This window comes from Mycobacterium sp. TY814, from assembly GCF_030755175.1.
GTDB lineage: Bacteria > Actinomycetota > Actinomycetes > Mycobacteriales > Mycobacteriaceae > Mycobacterium.
In genome coordinates this window covers 272,627-288,323 of record NZ_JAUFRY010000004.1, presented here as the reverse complement: position 1 = coordinate 288,323, position 15,697 = coordinate 272,627, and the positions used below count along the sequence as shown (strand labels likewise).

Here is a 15,697-nt window from a genome sequence, read left to right as displayed (position 1 = left end):
GCGAGTTGAGTACCGCCCCGGTAGCGCGGTGCTTGGCGGTGCTGTCTCTGTTTGTCTTGCACGGCGTTTGGCCTGCCCGCGCCGACCCGCCGGCGCCCGTTCCGCAGCCGGTTTTGCAGCCGCTGGCGCCGGGTCAGGTGCTGCGGATGGGCCCGGCGGCCGGAACCGGGACGCCCACCGCGGATTACGGCATCGGCGCCACCGACCTGTGTGAGTTCGTCGAATTCCCCAGTCAACTGCTGCAGGTCTGCGGCGACAGCTTCGCGGGCCAGGGTGTCGGGTACGGGGGGTGGTACGCACCCGTCGCGTTGCGCGTCGACACCGCGTCGGTCGACGACCCCGACGGCGTTCGGTACACCGGAGTCACCGGCATCAGCCGGCCGCTGTTGGCCGACCCCACGCCGCCCGGCGCGTCGCAGTTGCCGGCGGGGGTGGTGCAGATCAACCGCCGCAATTACCTGATGGTGGCCACCACCAAGAATCTGGACCCACAGAACTCCCGGCTGGTGCGTGTCGACCCGGCCCGCGGCGGGTGGGAGACGGTCGCCGGGTCGGTGCGCGCGGCGTCCTTCCAGGGCGGCCGACAGACCCAGATCAGCGGTTACTACGACCCGATTCCCCGGCCGGACTCGCCGACCGGGTGGGTGTACATCGTGGCCAACAGCTTCACCCGTCGCCAACCGGTGGTGCTGTACCGGTCTACGCCCGAGACGTTCACCGACCGGTCCCGCTGGCAGGGCTGGGCGGCAGGCGCGGGGTGGAACAAGACGCCGACGCCGCTGTGGCCGGACCTGATCGGCGAGATGAGCATCAAGCAGATCGACGGCATGACGGTGCTGTCGTACTTCAACGCCACCACCGGCGACATGGAGGTCCGGGTGGCCGCGGACCCGACGTCGCTGGGGTCGGCGCCGGTGACCACCGTGGTGCGACACGACGACGAATGGCCCGATCCGCCGGAGAGCCTGCCGCCCCCGTATGACAACCGGCTCTCCCAGCCGTACGGCGGCTACATCTCACCCGGGTCAACCCTCGATGAACTGCGGATATTCGTCAGCCAGTGGGACACCGACGCGCGCCGTGAGGCGCCGTACCGGGTGATTCAGTACGCGGTGAATCCGTTCAGGCCCTGAGTTACCGCCAGCCGGGCGGCAGGTCGGCGGCATGGTTGGGGCAGCGGTTCTGTGTGGCGGTGTACAGGACGTGCGCGGCGGCATCCGCGGGCATCTTGGTGGAGAGCACCGCGTAGGCGTATTGCAGGACCGACTCGCCATATCCGAAATGGACGGCACTGGCGCTGTCGTCCATCAGTGCGCACGCTTCCTGCTCGTGGTTGTCGTCGGCGTGGGCGATGCCGGCACCGCACCAACACGCTGTCAAGCCCAATCCGGCGATCAGCATGCGAGCCCGGCCGAAGACGTGCATAGCGGGGCTATACCCACGTGGGCCTGCAGATTAATCCTGGACCAGCGAGGACTTCGGGCCCTAGCGGCTCACCGCACGGCCTGTTCGAATGGACGGTGCAACGAACTGCTGCGCGCAGGTGAAGGGATCGAATCCATGGCGTTAGCTCAGGAGACCAACGTCATTGCCCTGCAGGCTCATCACAAGTGGAATGCGGTCAGACTGCGGGAACGCGAACTCGGTGAGGCGATGCGCCGGCATCCGTCGTCATGGCCGAACGCCGTCGTCCTCGCTAAGGATCCGGCCAGGTGAGAGGCACTTTCCGCGAATTTGTCGGCTAGGCTGACGAGCTACCGGGGGGGTGACCGGAGGTCACATGCTTACCCGAAGGCGCGGCCGCACCACTTTCCCAGCTGTCGTATCTGTGGCGGCTGTCGTGGCCGTGCTGGCCGCAGCGTGCGCTCCCCGGCCTGGTGGCGACCGTGTTCATCACCGTCGACTCGGCCGGCGACCTCTGGGTCGTCAGTTCCGGCAAAAATCTGGTGGAGAAACTGCCCGCGGGCGCCTCGGCTCCGCAGGTGCTGCCGTTCACCGGCCTGGTGACACCGTGCGGTGTCGCGGTGGACTCGACGGGAAGCGTCTACGTCACCGACACCATGGGGTTACACGGCGGCCAGGTGTTCAAGCTCCCGAAAACGTGAGGTCCTTCTCCGGGCACCGGATCGACGAGAATGCCTGGTCAGCGGCGGGCTCACGCTCACAGCTGCTACATAACCAGCGCATAGCGGTCCCTACTGTTGGGCCCCGATCATTCGTGGCATGAGCGAAATTTCTGACACCTCGCGGACTTCGACCGCAGTAGCCCCACCACCCGCGCCGGTTGAGCGGGTCGAACACCGGACCCCCAAGGTCTTCAAGGCCGCGGCCTGGGTGGCCATCGTCGCCGGCATCGTTTTCATCGTCTCGGTCATCTTCTTCACCGGCTTCCGGTTGGGAATGGCCGCCGGACACGGTGGCGGCCACCGGCACCACAAGCACCATCCGGCGATGATGCACCGTTCGGGGTTCCCCGCCAACGGGGGAGCCCAGCAGGTCGGCCCGGGCTACGGACCCGGCGGACCCGGCGGACCTGGCGGTCCCGCCCAGGTGCCGTCCTCGGTCACCCCGACCCTGACACCTTCGCCCACACCCGGGCGCTGAACGCACTCAACCCGACAGCCCGGCGCTCGGCCACGAGCGCCGGGCTTCATCAATTCACGACAACTTTGTGAGCGCTCCCCTTTACGCTGCTGCGGGCCTGGACCATATTCGAAGGTATGAGTGATACACCCGAACCCACCGCTGCAACGCCCCCGGTTGCCACCGCGCCGCCGCCCAGGACGGAGTACCGGGAAAAGCCGCCGCGTCTGTACGTGGTCGCCGCCTGGGTGGTGATCGTCGCCGGGATCGTGTTCATTGCTTCCACCGTGCTGTTCACCGCTGCCATGATCTTCGGAGGCGGACACTGCTACCACCATCGCCACCACCACGGCATGTTCCGGCCCGACGGTCCCGGCGGCTACGGCGGTCCCGGCTGGCAGTTCCGCTACCCGGGCGGCCCGCCTCCTGGCATGGGTCCCGGCTTCCCCGGTGGTCCGGGGGGTCTCGGTGCACCCGGCGCTGTCCCGCCTGGTGCCAGCCCCGGTCAGACGCCGACCTCCGCCCCGGCCGCGCCTAGCGCTCCGCCCACGCGCCCCTAGTTTCGGGGCGGTGGCTCGGGGTATCAACGGGGAGAGAATCCCGAATTTCCCGTGTGCGCTTAATTTTCCGATTGTTCAGGTAGAGGAGATAGCGAAATGACGGAACGCTACACGACAACGGATGGCGGCAGCCCCGCCCCGAGCGACGAGCAGTCGTTGACCCTCGGTCCCGACGGCCCGATCCTGCTTCAGGACCACTACCTGATCGAGCAGATGGCGCAGTTCAACCGGGAACGCATCCCCGAGCGCCAACCGCATGCCAAGGGCGGCGGCGCCTTCGGCCACTTTGAGGTGACCCACGACGTCAGCCGCTATACCAGGGCGGCGGTGTTCCAGCCCGGCACCAAGACCGACACCCTGATCAGGTTCTCCACCGTGGCGGGGGAGCGGGGCAGCCCAGACACCTGGCGCGACCCACGCGGCTTCGCGCTGAAGTTCTACACGTCCGAAGGCAACTTCGACATGGTCGGCAACAACACGCCGGTCTTCTTCATCCGCGACCCCATGAAGTTCCAGCACTTCATCCGGTCCCAAAAGCGAATGCAGGCAACCAATCTGCGTGACCACACCATGCAGTGGGACTTCTGGACGCTGGTGCCCGAGTCGGCGCATCAGGTGACCTGGCTGATGGGAGATCGCGGCATCCCCAAGACCTGGCGTCACATGAACGGCTACAGCAGTCACACCTACAGCTGGATCAACGCGCAGGGCGAGACCTTCTGGGTGAAGTACCACTTCATCAGCGACCAGGGCATCGATTACCTGACTCAGGAGGACGCCGATCGACTCGCCGGTGAGGACGGTGACTATCACCAGCGCGACCTCTACGAAACCATCGAGAGTGGCGACTTCCCGAGTTGGACGCTCAAGATGCAGGTCATGCCGTTCGAAGAGGCAAAGACTTACCGCTACAACCCCTTTGACCTCACGAAGGTGTGGCCGCACGGCGATTACCCGCTGATCGACGTCGGCAAGCTGACCTTGAACCGCAACGTCACCGACTATCACACCGAGATCGAGCAGGCCGCCTTCGAGCCGAACAACATCGTTCCGGGGACCGGGCTGAGCCCGGATAAGATGCTGCTTGCCCGGGGCTTCTCCTACTCGGACGCGCACCGGGCCCGGCTCGGGACGAATTACAAACAGATTCCGGTCAATACGCCGAAGGTCGAGGTCAACAGCTACTCGAAAGACGGCGCTATGCGCGTCAAGAACGTCTCGGATCCGGTTTACGCGCCCAACTCATTCGGCGGCCCGCACGCCGATCCGGCACGCGCAGCCGAGGTGCGCTGGCAGGCCGACGGGGAGATGATCCGGGCCGCCTACACGCTGCGCCCCGACGACGACGACTGGGGCCAGGCCGGCACGCTGGTCCGCGAGGTGCTTGATGACGACGCACGGGATCGGTTGGCGCACAACATCATCGGTCATGTCTCCAAGGGAGTGAAGGAGCCGGTGCTGTCCCGGGTGTTCGAGTACTGGCGAAACGTCGACCCCGATCTCGGCAAGAAGGTCGAAGAGGGAGTCCGGGCGAACCTGGGCTGATGATGCCGGGGCTGGCATGATCGAGCCCATGAGCATCGAAGTCGTGTACACCACCGCAGCCACGGCGACGGGCGGCGGCCGCGATGGCCACGTGAAGTCAGACGACGGTCGCCTCGACCTGGACACCCGTCCCCCCAAGGCGATGGGCGGAAACGGCGAGGGCACCAACCCCGAGCAATTGTTCGCCGCCGGTTACGCGGCCTGCTTCCTGGGCGCGTTGCGGTTGGTCGCGGGCAAGGCAAAGGTCAAACTCGACGACGCCACCGACGTCACGGTCGACATCGGGTTCGGCAAGGACTCCGACGGCGGTTTCGGACTCACCGGCAAGATCGTCGGCTACCTGCCCGGGCTCGAGCAGAGCACGGCCGACGACCTGGTCCACCAGGCTCACCAGGTATGCCCGTACTCCAAGGCCACCAAGGGCAACATCGACGTCGCCGTCTCGGCCAAGGTCTAGCCCGGCATGCGCCTTGCCGTGGCGGCGCTGGGCGTGTATCTGGCCGTCGGGGGAGCGGCCACCGCAACGGCCCACCCGTCGGAGCCGGGAGTGGTGTCTTACGCCGTGCTCGGCAAGGGCTCGGTGGGCAACATCGTCGGCGCGCCGATGGGATGGGAAGCGGTCTTCACCGAACCTTTCCAGGCGTACGCGGTGGAACTGGCGGTATGCAACAACTGGGCGGAGATCGGGTTGCCCGAGGTGTACAACGACCCCGACCTGGCCGCCTTCAACGGAGCCACCGCCCAGACGTCGGCCAACGACCAGAATCACCTCGTCAAGCAGGCAGTCGGTGTCTTCGCCACCAACGACGCCGCCGACCGCGCCTACCACCGGGTCGTCGACCGCACAGTGGGCTGCTCGGGTCAGACGACGGCAATGCATCTGGACAACGGCACCACCCAGGTGTGGTCGTTCTCCGGCCCACCGGCCGGCGCTGCCGACGCGAATTGGACCAAGCAGGAAGCTGGAACCGATCGCCGCTGTTTCGTTCAAACCCGACTGCGTGAAAACGTGTTGCTTCAGGCCAAGGTCTGCCAGTCTGGCAACGCCGGGCCCGCGGTGAACGTGTTGGCCGGGGCGATGCAGAACGCGCTGGGTCAGTAGCCGGGGTGAGAATTGGGTACCCATCTCCCTCGTGCAGCTGAAAAGGTCGGGAATATGTCGGTGCTCTCTGGAAGATGAAGTGATGGTGGTCGAAAGCTTCGTATCCAGCTGCCCCGGAGGGACCGTGAAATGACGCGCATCGCCGCCGGCGCGGGCTCGCAGCTGGACGACCTCGACCTGGCCAATGCCGAGCTGACCAGTTCAGCCGCCGTCGCCCAGCACATCGCCGACGGGTGCCTGGTCGACGGACCACTGGGACGGGTCGGCCTCGAAATCGAGGCCCACTGCTTCGACCCGGCCGACCCCGGTCGGCGGCCGACCTGGGACGAGATCAGCCGCCTGCTGGAGTGGATCAGCCCGCTCCCCGGCGGCAGCGCGATCACCGTGGAGCCTGGTGGCGCCATCGAACTCTCCGGCCCACCCGCTGACGGCGTGCTGCCCGCGATCGAAGCCATGGCCCGTGACCAGGCGGTGCTGGGAGCTGCCGTGGCCGACGCCGGTCTCGGGCTGGTTTTTCTGGGGGCAGATCCGTTGCGCTCGCCCAGGCGGATCAACCCGGGCGCCCGTTACCGTGCCATGGAGCAGTTCTTCGCCGCCAGTCACAGCGGTGCGGCAGGCGCGGCCATGATGACCTCGACGGCCTCGATCCAGGTGAACCTCGACGCCGGACCGCAGGGCGGCTGGGCCGACCGGGTGCGGCTGGCCCACGCGCTGGGGCCGACGATGATCGCGATCGCGGCCAACTCCCCGATGCTGGCCGGTGAGTTCTCCGGCTGGCAGTCCACCCGGCAGTGGGTCTGGGGCCAGATGGACTCGGCACGCTGCGGACCGGTGCTGGGCGTCAGCGGTGACGATCCGGGCACCGACTGGGCCCGGTATGCGCTGAAGGCGCCGGTGATGATGGTGCACGCCCCGGACGCGGTGGCAGTCACGCACTACGTGCCGTTCACCGACTGGGTGGAGGGCCGGACGCTGCTCGGCGATCGCCGGCCCACCATCGCGGACCTCGAATACCACCTGACCACGCTGTTCCCGCCGGTACGGCCACGGCAGTGGCTGGAGATCCGCTATCTCGACAGTGTGCCCGACGCGGTCTGGCCGGCTCTGGTGTTCACACTCACCACCCTGCTCGACGATCCGGCCGCGGCCGATCTGGCCGCCGCGGCTGTCGAACCGGTCGCCACCGCCTGGGACACCGCCGCTCGGCTCGGGCTGCGGGACCGGCGGCTCTACGCGGCGGCCAATCGTTGTCTGTCCATCGCCGCCGAGCGCGTGCCGGCCGAGCTCGCCGACGCGATGCAGCAACTGATGCTCAACGTCGAAACCGGGCGATGTCCGGCCGACGACTTCTCCGACCGCGTCATCGAACATGGAATTGCCGCCACGGTCGCCGAAGCTGCGCGTGCGGTGCAAGGGGAGCAGTGACAGCACGAGAACAGCTGGCCTGCGACCTCGAGCGGGCGCGCACCAGAACGTTGTGGCTGGTCGACTTCGACGACGACGAACTGCGCCGTCAGTACAACCCGCTGATGAGCCCCCTGGTGTGGGACCTGGCGCACATCGGTCAGCAGGAAGAACTGTGGCTGCTGCGCGACGGCAACCCGGAGCGTCCGGGCATGCTGCCCCGCGAGATCGAAGGCCTCTACGACGCCTTCGTGCACTCCCGGGCGAGCCGGGTGGACCTGCCGCTGCTGTCTCCCGCGCAGGCGAGGTCGTTCTGCCGCACGGTCCGCGACGCGGCGCTGGACACGCTGGACCGGCTCCCCGAGGACGCGGAAGACTTCCAGTTCGGGCTGGTCATCAGCCACGAGAACCAGCATGGCGAGACCATGCTGCAGGCGCTGAACCTGCGTAGCGGGGCGCCGCTACTGCGCGAGACATCGGTGGTCCCCGCCGGCCGGCCCGAATTGGCCGGCACGTCGGTGCCGGTGCCCGGCGGGCCCTTCGTCCTCGGCGTCGACGCCGCCACCGAGCCCTACTCGTTGGACAACGAACGGCCCGCCCACACCGTGGACGTGCCGAGTTTCCGGATCGGACGGGTTCCGGTCACCAACGGCGAATGGCGCGATTTCATCGACGACGGGGGTTACGCACAGCCGCGGTGGTGGTCCGAACGCGGATGGCAGCACCGTCAGCAGGCAGGCCTGTCCGCTCCGCAGTTCTGGAATGCCGACACCCGCACCCGGTTCGGCTACCTCGAGGAAATTCCCGCCGACGAGCCGGTGCAGCATGTCTCCTACTTCGAGGCCGAGGCCTACGCGAACTGGGCCGGCGCCCGGCTGCCCACCGAAGTCGAGTGGGAGAAGGCATGTGCCTGGGATCCGGCGACCATGGCGCGTCGGCGCTACCCGTGGGGCGACCAGCCGCCCACGGCCGATCGCGCGAACCTGGGCGGCAGCGCGCTGCGCCCCGCACCCGTGGGCGCCTACCCGGCGGGAGCGTCAGCGTACGGCGCCGAACAGATGCTGGGCGACGTCTGGGAATGGACCAGTTCGCCGCTGCGCCCGTGGCCCGGCTTCGTGCCGATGATCTACGAGCGCTACTCCCAGCCATTCTTCGACGGCGATTATCGGGTGCTGCGCGGTGGCTCGTGGGCGGTCGAACAGTCCATCCTGCGTCCCAGCTTCCGCAATTGGGACCACCCCTACCGCCGGCAGATCTTCTCAGGCGTCCGGTTGGCCTGGGACGCCTGATGTGTCGGCATCTGGGATGGCTGGGCGCACCGGTCACCGTCTCCTCGCTGGTCCTCGAGCCGCCGCACGGTCTGCGTGTGCAGTCGTACGCGCCGCGCCGGCAGAAGCACGGCTTGATGAACGCCGACGGTTGGGGTGTGGGCTTTTTCGCGGATCTGCCGGACCCCACGCCGCGACGGTGGCGCAGCCCGGCACCGCTGTGGGGTGACACGTCGTTCGACTCCGTCGCTCCGGTGCTGCGCAGTCATTGCGTGGTGGCCGCGGTCCGGTCCGCGACCGTCGGCATGCCTCTCGAAGCGAGCGCCACGGCTCCCTTCACCGATGGGCAATGGTTGTTGTCGCACAACGGAGTTGTCGACCGCTCGGTGTTGCCGCTCTCGCCGACCGCCGAATCAGTATGCGACAGTGCGGTTCTGGCTGCCACCATCTTCGCCCGCGGCCTCGATGCCCTGGGTGACACCATCGCCGAAGTAGGCACCGCCGACCCGCTGGCCCGGCTGAACATCATGGCGGCCAACGGTTCTCGGCTGATAGCCACGGCATGGGGAGACACCCTGTCGATACTGCGCCGCGCCGACGGCGTGGTGCTGGCCAGCGAACCCTACGATGACGACCCGGACTGGGAAGACGTACCCGACCGGCATCTGGTGGAAGTCACCGGCGACGGCGTCGAGTTGACTGCGTTGAACCGCTCGAAAGGATCCCGATGACGCTCACGCTGTCCAACCATCTGGCCGAGGACTCGGCGCTGCACGCGTTGCGGCGCGACGTGTTCGTCGGTCTGCAGCAGCAGCCGAAGTCGTTGCCGCCCAAGTGGTTCTATGACGCGGCGGGCAGCGACCTGTTCGATCAGATCACCAGGCTGCCGGAGTACTACCCGACGCGCGCCGAAGCCGCGATCCTGCGTGCCCGTTCCGCCGAGATCGCCTCGGCCAGCGAGGCCGACACGCTGGTCGAACTGGGCAGCGGCACATCGGAGAAGACCCGGCTGTTACTCAGTGCGTTGCGCGACCGCGGGTCGCTGCGCAGCTTCGTCCCGTTCGACGTCGACGCGAGCGTGCTGTCGGCGGCCGCGCGCGCGATCCAGGACGAATACCCGGGCGTTGCCATCAACGCGGTCTGCGGCGACTTCGAGGAACACCTCGCCGAAATACCCGGCGGCGGAAGGCGCTTGTTCGTGTTCCTGGGCTCGACGATCGGCAACCTGACGCCGGAGCCGCGCGCCGATTTCCTGGCGGCGCTGTCCGCGGTGATGCAGCCCGGGGACAGTCTGCTGCTGGGCACCGACCTAGTGAAGGACGCCGGCCGGCTGGTGCGGGCCTACGACGACGCGGCAGGAGTGACGGCGCGCTTCAACCTCAATGTGCTCGCGGTGATCAACCGGCAGCTCGACGCGGATTTCGACGTCGACTCTTTCGAACACGTCGCCCGGTGGAACAGCGACGAGGAGCGCATCGAGATGTGGCTGCGCTCCACGCGCCGCCAACAGGTACGCGTCGATGCGCTGGATCTGACCGTCGACTTCGCCGCGGGCGAGGAGATGATCACCGAGGTTTCGTGCAAGTTCCGTCCGGACGCGGTGCGTGATGAGCTGACTGCCGCGGGATTGCGCCGGGTCCGGTGGTGGACCGACGACGCAGGTGACTTTGGTCTGTCACTGGCCGCCAAGTGAGTAACGGCCAGGCGCTGTCCGAGCAGTGGCGCGCCGCCCGGCCTCCCGCGGCGGGGTTGCACCTGGACAGCGCGGCGTGCTCGCGCCAGAGTCTGGCGGCACTCGACGCGGCGGCGCGTCATGCGCTGCACGAATCCGAGGTCGGCGGGTACGTCGCGGCGGAGGCGGCGTCGACGGTGCTGGACGCGGGGCGCGCCGCGGTCGCGAGGCTTTGCGGTCTGGTCGATCCGGAGGTGGTCTACACGACCGGTTCCCTGAATGCCCTGGAGCTGCTGTTGCGCAGTTGGCCCCGCGACCGCCGCACGTTGGCCTGTCTGCCCGGTGAGTACGGACCAAACCTGGCGGTGATGGAGGCCCACGGATTCGAGATACGCCAGCTCCCCACCCTCGACGATGGCCGGCTGGCCATCGACGACGCGGCATACCAGTTGGAGGAGAACCCGCCAGACCTGGTCCACCTGACGCCGGTGGCCAGCCACCGCGGCACGGTGCAGCCGTTGGCGATGACGGCCAGGTTGTGTCGCGAGTTGGGCGTGCCGTTGGTGGTGGACGCCGCGCAGGCGTTGGGCCAGGTCGACTGCGCGGTGGGAGCCGACGTCACGTACTCGTCGTCGCGGAAATGGTTGGCGGGACCGCGCGGGGTGGGGGTGCTGGCGATGCGGCCCGAGTTGATGGAGCGTTTGAGGCCACCGGTGCCCTTCGGCTTCGGAGAAGCGAATGTCGCTGCGCGGGTGGGATTTTCGGTGGCGGTGGGCGAGCATCTCGCGTGCGGTCCGGAGCTGGTGCGGTCCCGGCTCGCCGAACTGGGCGGCATCGCCCGCAGGCTGCTGACCGACGTCGCCGGCTGGGCGGTGGTCGAGGAAGTCGAGGAGCCAAGCGCGATAACGACTTTGGCGCCTACCGACGGTTCCGACCCGCAAGCGGTGCGAGAGTGGTTGCTGGCCGAGCGCCGGATCCTGACCACCTATGCCGGGGTGCAGCGCGCCCCGATGGAGCTGACGGCGCCGGTGCTGCGTATCTCCCCGCACCTTGACACCTCGACCGAAGACTTGGAAGCTTTCGTCGAGGCGCTGATCGAAGCGACGGCGGTTACCGCCGCGGGCTAGATTCAAACCGGAGACCTTGCTCCGCCTGTGCCGCAAAAATTCTCGTACGAAAATCGTGCATATTGCGCGTGTGTGGAGTAACTTCTGCTTCGAACGCCGACGGGTTGTTAAGGGTGGGCACCTGACACTTGCGCGATTCGCCGCGTTGGCGATCGATCCAGTGACGAAGGGTCCTCTTTCGATGAGTTTTGCTGTACTACCGCCTGAGATCAACTCGCTTCGGCTCTTCACGGGCGCAGGGCCGGGCCCGTTGCTTGAGGCGGCCACTGCCTGGGATGGTCTGGCGGCTGAGTTGAGTTCGGCCGCACAATCTTTCAGCTCAGTCACGGCCGGGTTGACCGGTCAGGCGTGGCAGGGACCGGCGGCCGCGGCGATGTCGACGGCGGCGCTGCCCTATGCCGGGTGGCTGAGTGCTGCGGCCGCGCAGGCCTCGGGTGCGGCGGCTCAGGCGAAGGCCGTTGTCAGCGTCTTCGAGTCGGCCGTGGCAGCGACCGTTCATCCAATAGCCGTATCGGCGAACCGTAATGGCTTCGTGCAGCTGGTGCTGTCGAACCTGTTCGGCCAGAACGCACCGGCTATCGCCGCCGCCGAGGCCGCGTACGAGGAGATGTGGGCCCAGGACGTGGCCGCGATGGTCGGCTACTACAGCGGTGCCTCTGCCGCAGCTGCTGCGCTCGCCCCGTTCACCGCGCCGCTGAAAGCCCTTGCCGGTCTGCCGGCTCAGCTGGCCGCCGGGTCTGCGGCTGCCGCCGGACTTCCGAGCGCCGCCGGGGAGACGCTGCAACTCACGCTTGGGTGGGCGAATGTCGGGGCAAGCAACTTCGGCTTCGGCAACGTCGGCAGTGGCAACATCGGCAGTGGCAACTTCGGCATCTCCAACCTGGGCGATGCGAACATCGGCAATTTCAGCATCGGCTTCGGCAACCTGGGAACGTCCAACATCGGTCTCGGGAACTTCGGCATCGGTAATAAGGGCCTTGCCAACAGCGGTAACTTCAACATTGGTTTCGGCAATACCGGCAATAACAACATCGGCATCGGGCTGACCGGCGACAACCAGTTCGGGATCAACCTGAATTCCGGCAGCGGCAACTTCGGGTTGTTCAACTCCGGCACCGGAAACATCGGCTTCTTTAACTCGGGCAACGGAAACTACGGACTCTTCAACTCGGGCAGCTTCAACACCGGCATCGGCAACTCGGGTACCGTCAACACCGGGTTATTCAACCCGGGCACCTTCAATACCGGAGCCTTCAACGCGGGATTCGCCAATACGGGCACCTATAACGTCGGCAGCTTCAACACGGGCGACGTCAACCCCGGTTCGTACAACACCGGCGGCTTCAACATCGGCAATACCAATACCGGTTATTCCAACTGGGGCAACTTCAACACCGGTGCCCTCAACACCGGCAACATGAACAACGGCATCGGCTGGACAGGTGACCAGCAGGGTGGCGTCGTCGTCGCCATCACCACCCCGGACATCCAGCTGCCACCCGTCGACATCTCGCAGATTCTGGTCGGCGCCTTCAACACCCCGCAGATCAGTATCCCGCCCATCACCATCCCGCCGTTCACGACACCGGCGAACATCACGATCCTCCCGTTCGACCTGCCGACGATCGACATCCCGCCGATCAGCATCGGGCCGTTCACGTCGCCCGCAGATGTCCTGGTTTCGGCGTTCAACCTGCCGCAGATCACCGTCCCGCCGATCAACATCGGTGGCTTCCTGTCACCGATCGCGTCGCTGAGCGCGTTTGAGACGCCGGCGATCGGTATCCCGCCGATCACCATTCCGGCGTACACGACGCCGTCGACCATCACGATCGGCAGCTTCGCCCTGCCGCAGATCGGCATCCCGGCGATCACCATTCCGGCGTACACGACGCCGGCGAATATCAATATCGGTAGTTTTGGTTTGCCGGAGATTGGCATTCCGGCGATCACTATTCCGGCGTACACGACGCCGGCGAATATCAATATCGGTAGTTTCTCACTGCCGCAGATCGGCATTCCGGCGATCACTATTCCGGCGTACACGACGCCGGCGAATATCAATATCGGTAGTTTCGGTCTGCCGGAGATTGGTATTCCGGCGATCACTATTCCGGCGTACACGACGCCGGCGAATATCAATATCGGTAGCTTTGGTCTGCCCCAGATCGGTATACCCGCGATAACGGTTCCGGCTTACCAGTCGCCAGCGCTTACGGTGGGAGGGTTTAACCTGCCGTCCGTCACTACGCCGCCTATAGCGGTACCACCGATAAATCTACCGCAGGTAATCATTCCGCCCTTCCAGACACCGACCGTAACTGTCACGGGCTGGAACCTGCCTTCGGTCACCGTTCCGCAGATCAATATCCCGCGTATACAGTTCCCGAACATCTCCGTCCCGGGCGGAAACCAGACGCTCATCACCCTGGACACGAGCTTCATTGCGGCCCCCACCTACCGAATTGACCTCGGTACCTTCAACATCAACGCGATTTCGCTGGGCTTCACTACGCAGGGCTACATCGAGCAATTCAGCTTCCCCAGCATCCAGATCGGTGCGATGACCCTGCCGACTCTCAACATCAGCAATGCAGGTGGCAACTACATCATTCCGTCGATCGGGCTGTCCGGTTTCAACATCCCGTCCATCACTTTCAACCCAGTGCAGTTCAGCGGCTTCACGCTGCCGCAGATCGGTTGGCCGCAGTTCTCGACGCCGGCCCTGACGATCCCGCCGATTCAGCTCGGGGACTTCGATCTGCCGCAGGTGGGTTGGCCGCAGTTCTCGACGCCGGCCCTGACGATCCCGTCGATAAATCTCGGCTCCTTCGATCTGCCGCAGGTGGGTTGGCCGCAGTTCTCGACGCCGGCCCTGACGATCCCGCCGATTCAGCTCGGGGACTTCGATCTGCCGCAGGTGGGTTGGCCGCAGTTCTCGACGCCGGCGTTGACCATTCCGTCGATAAATCTCGGCTCCTTCGATCTGCCGCAGGTCGGCTGGCCGGAATTCACCACCCCGCCGCTGACCATTCCGCCGATCGATCTCGGCGAGATCGTGCTGCCGCCGATCAGCTGGCCCGAGTTCTCCACTCCGGCGTTGACGATCCCGCCGATCTCCATTGGCGACTTCCTGCTGCCGCAACTCACGTCGGGGCCGTTCTCGCTGCCCGAGATCGGGATTCCGCCGATCGCGCTGGGGGCGTTCAACCTGCCCCAGGTCATTGCCTCCGCGTTCGACCTGCCGTCGATCGGGATTCCCAACATCGCCATCGGCGAGTTCATCCTGCCGCAGATCGACTTCCCGGGCTTCGTCACGCCGCCGCTGGTCATTCCGCCGCTGGGTATCGGCGCCTTCAACCTGCCGGAGATCTACATTCCGAGCATCCACCTGCCGAGCCAGAAGCTGTTCGAGTTCCAGATTCCGCCGACGCCGGGCTACGGCAACACCACCGACAACATCTTCACGACGTCGGGCTTCTTCAACACCGGTGGTGGCAACAGCTCGGGATTCTTCAACAACGGCAGCGGGGTGTCCGGCTTCTTCAGCGGAAACCCGTTGGGACTCATCGGCGCTTCGGGCTACAACGTGTTCGGCGAAGGGTCCTCGGGTCTTTCGGTCCTGGGCAGCGGCGTGTCAGGTCTCGGCAACATCGGTACGCTGCCGGCAAACGTCAGCAGCTTCGTGTCCGGCCTGCAGAGCATCGGGTCGAACCTGGCCGGGATCTTCTTGCAGAACTACTGATCCGCCTTGTGCGCCGTCAGCAGGTAAGCGGGCATCATCACGCGGCCCTTGTCGTCGACGGGATACGGAGGCGCTGGCATGTCCGCAACCTCGGGCATGTCCGGGACCTGGGGCATGTTCCCGTGGATCGCCGCGGGCCGGACGTCGTCGATCTCCCAGTATTCGCCGACGGCCGAACGTAGTTCCTGCTCGTCGACCTCGTTGGGCCGGTAGGGGGCGTCGGCCGGGAAGGCGCCCTTGGCGAATGCCAGGACGTAGTAGCTTGCACCCGGCGCCGCAGCACGGTGCACCGCTTGCAGATAGTTGGCGCGGTGCTCGACGGGCAGCGAGTGGAAAAGCGTGCTGTCGATGACGGTATTGAAGCGGCCGTCATACCCCGAGAATCGGGTGATGTCGTCCACCACGAAGGTGGCCGTGGTGAGCCCGCGCTGCTGTGCGGTGCTGGTCGCCTCGGCAATGGCCGTGGGCGAATTGTCGATTCCGACAACGGAGTAACCGGCGGCCGCCAGCGCGAGTGACAACTCAGCGACCCCGCATCCGGCGTCCAGCACCTCGCCGCGGACCTGGCCGGCGGCGACGAGTGCCGCCAGATCGGGTTGCGGTTCGCCGATATTCCAGGGCGGCGGCGCTTGGAAAACCTTTTCCTGATACGCGTCATCCCAGTCCATCACCTGATCCGTCATGGCTCCCA

General features: G+C 66.3%; 16 protein-coding genes. 14 read left to right on the top strand and 2 right to left on the bottom strand.

The genetic code is table 11. The features are described from left to right. The first annotated feature begins 5 nt into the window (after positions 1 to 5). Positions 6 to 1,133, top strand: a complete 1,128-nt coding sequence (locus tag QXH22_RS26590) for a DUF4185 domain-containing protein (protein ID WP_371934321.1) — start codon at positions 6 to 8, stop codon at positions 1,131 to 1,133. Between the two features lies 1 nt (position 1,134). On the opposite strand, the gene QXH22_RS26585 is transcribed toward QXH22_RS26590, so the two are convergent. Continuing rightward, positions 1,135 to 1,425: a hypothetical protein gene (locus QXH22_RS26585; protein ID WP_306277482.1), complete on the bottom strand. Its 291-nt coding sequence runs from the start codon at positions 1,423 to 1,425 to the stop codon at positions 1,135 to 1,137. Positions 1,426 to 1,560: 135 nt separating this feature from the next. On the opposite strand from QXH22_RS26585, the gene QXH22_RS26580 reads away from it, so the two are divergent. The 13 genes from QXH22_RS26580 to QXH22_RS26520 all read left to right on the top strand — a co-directional run bounded on the left by QXH22_RS26580 (position 1,561) and on the right by QXH22_RS26520 (position 15,006). Further along, positions 1,561 to 1,716 carry a hypothetical protein gene (locus tag QXH22_RS26580; RefSeq protein ID WP_306247009.1) on the top strand — a complete coding sequence of 52 codons (156 nt, stop codon included), beginning with the start codon at positions 1,561 to 1,563 and terminating at the stop codon, positions 1,714 to 1,716. 161 nt (positions 1,717 to 1,877) lie between these two features. Continuing rightward, positions 1,878 to 2,105, top strand: a complete 228-nt coding sequence (locus QXH22_RS26575; protein ID WP_306247011.1) for a hypothetical protein — start codon at positions 1,878 to 1,880, stop codon at positions 2,103 to 2,105. A 118-nt stretch (positions 2,106 to 2,223) separates the two neighbouring features. After that, a complete protein-coding gene (locus QXH22_RS26570) occupies positions 2,224 to 2,604 on the top strand; it encodes a hypothetical protein (RefSeq protein WP_306277481.1) in 381 nt (126 codons plus the stop codon). Positions 2,605 to 2,720: 116 nt separating this feature from the next. After that, positions 2,721 to 3,143, top strand: coding sequence for a hypothetical protein (locus tag QXH22_RS26565; RefSeq protein ID WP_306277480.1), 423 nt, complete (start codon positions 2,721 to 2,723; stop codon positions 3,141 to 3,143). A gap of 96 nt (positions 3,144 to 3,239) precedes the next feature. Further along, a complete protein-coding gene (locus QXH22_RS26560) occupies positions 3,240 to 4,688 on the top strand; it encodes a catalase (protein ID WP_306277479.1) in 1,449 nt (482 codons plus the stop codon). Between the two features lie 28 nt (positions 4,689 to 4,716). Then, positions 4,717 to 5,145 (top strand): organic hydroperoxide resistance protein, encoded by a 429-nt coding sequence (locus QXH22_RS26555; RefSeq protein WP_306247019.1) that lies wholly within the window; start codon positions 4,717 to 4,719, stop codon positions 5,143 to 5,145. Positions 5,146 to 5,151: 6 nt separating this feature from the next. Next, positions 5,152 to 5,790: a sensor domain-containing protein gene (locus QXH22_RS26550; RefSeq protein ID WP_306247021.1), complete on the top strand. Its 639-nt coding sequence runs from the start codon at positions 5,152 to 5,154 to the stop codon at positions 5,788 to 5,790. Positions 5,791 to 5,919: 129 nt separating this feature from the next. Next, entirely contained in the window at positions 5,920 to 7,215 is a 1,296-nt protein-coding gene (gene egtA / locus QXH22_RS26545; RefSeq protein WP_306247023.1) for an ergothioneine biosynthesis glutamate--cysteine ligase EgtA, read from the top strand. Further along, positions 7,212 to 8,483 carry an ergothioneine biosynthesis protein EgtB gene (egtB, locus tag QXH22_RS26540; protein WP_306277478.1) on the top strand — a complete coding sequence of 424 codons (1,272 nt, stop codon included), beginning with the start codon at positions 7,212 to 7,214 and terminating at the stop codon, positions 8,481 to 8,483. The genes egtA and egtB overlap by 4 nt, the downstream gene beginning before the upstream one ends. Beyond that, the gene (egtC, locus tag QXH22_RS26535) at positions 8,483 to 9,193 is read left to right on the top strand and encodes an ergothioneine biosynthesis protein EgtC (protein WP_306247026.1); all 711 of its coding nucleotides are present in this window, start codon (positions 8,483 to 8,485) and stop codon (positions 9,191 to 9,193) included. The genes egtB and egtC overlap by 1 nt, the downstream gene beginning before the upstream one ends. Continuing rightward, positions 9,190 to 10,155: an L-histidine N(alpha)-methyltransferase gene (gene egtD / locus QXH22_RS26530; protein ID WP_306277477.1), complete on the top strand. Its 966-nt coding sequence runs from the start codon at positions 9,190 to 9,192 to the stop codon at positions 10,153 to 10,155. Before egtC ends, egtD begins: the two co-directional genes overlap by 4 nt. Then, a complete protein-coding gene (gene egtE / locus QXH22_RS26525) occupies positions 10,152 to 11,261 on the top strand; it encodes an ergothioneine biosynthesis PLP-dependent enzyme EgtE (RefSeq protein WP_306247031.1) in 1,110 nt (369 codons plus the stop codon). Before egtD ends, egtE begins: the two co-directional genes overlap by 4 nt. A gap of 181 nt (positions 11,262 to 11,442) precedes the next feature. Next, positions 11,443 to 15,006 (top strand): PPE family protein, encoded by a 3,564-nt coding sequence (locus tag QXH22_RS26520; protein WP_306277476.1) that lies wholly within the window; start codon positions 11,443 to 11,445, stop codon positions 15,004 to 15,006. Here QXH22_RS26520 and QXH22_RS26515 read toward each other — a convergent pair. Next, positions 15,000 to 15,689 carry a class I SAM-dependent methyltransferase gene (locus QXH22_RS26515; protein WP_306277475.1) on the bottom strand — a complete coding sequence of 230 codons (690 nt, stop codon included), beginning with the start codon at positions 15,687 to 15,689 and terminating at the stop codon, positions 15,000 to 15,002. The two genes, QXH22_RS26520 and QXH22_RS26515, sit on opposite strands and share 7 nt — an antisense overlap. Positions 15,690 to 15,697 lie beyond the last annotated feature (8 nt).

Excerpts from the sequence above, each read along its gene's own strand:
- QXH22_RS26570 (WP_306277481.1), top strand. The coding sequence starts at position 2,224 with ATGAGCGAAATTTCTGACACCTCGCGGACTTCGACCGCAGTAGCCCCA.
- egtD (WP_306277477.1), top strand. The coding sequence starts at position 9,190 with ATGACGCTCACGCTGTCCAACCATCTGGCCGAGGACTCGGCGCTGCAC.
- egtC (WP_306247026.1), top strand. The coding sequence starts at position 8,483 with ATGTGTCGGCATCTGGGATGGCTGGGCGCACCGGTCACCGTCTCCTCG.
- QXH22_RS26585 (WP_306277482.1), bottom strand. The coding sequence starts at position 1,425 with ATGCACGTCTTCGGCCGGGCTCGCATGCTGATCGCCGGATTGGGCTTG.
- QXH22_RS26550 (WP_306247021.1), top strand. The coding sequence starts at position 5,152 with ATGCGCCTTGCCGTGGCGGCGCTGGGCGTGTATCTGGCCGTCGGGGGA.
- QXH22_RS26565 (WP_306277480.1), top strand. The coding sequence starts at position 2,721 with ATGAGTGATACACCCGAACCCACCGCTGCAACGCCCCCGGTTGCCACC.
- QXH22_RS26580 (WP_306247009.1), top strand. The coding sequence starts at position 1,561 with ATGGCGTTAGCTCAGGAGACCAACGTCATTGCCCTGCAGGCTCATCAC.
- QXH22_RS26520 (WP_306277476.1), top strand. The coding sequence starts at position 11,443 with ATGAGTTTTGCTGTACTACCGCCTGAGATCAACTCGCTTCGGCTCTTC.
- egtA (WP_306247023.1), top strand. The coding sequence starts at position 5,920 with ATGACGCGCATCGCCGCCGGCGCGGGCTCGCAGCTGGACGACCTCGAC.
- QXH22_RS26560 (WP_306277479.1), top strand. The coding sequence starts at position 3,240 with ATGACGGAACGCTACACGACAACGGATGGCGGCAGCCCCGCCCCGAGC.
- QXH22_RS26555 (WP_306247019.1), top strand. The coding sequence starts at position 4,717 with ATGAGCATCGAAGTCGTGTACACCACCGCAGCCACGGCGACGGGCGGC.
- QXH22_RS26515 (WP_306277475.1), bottom strand. The coding sequence starts at position 15,689 with ATGACGGATCAGGTGATGGACTGGGATGACGCGTATCAGGAAAAGGTT.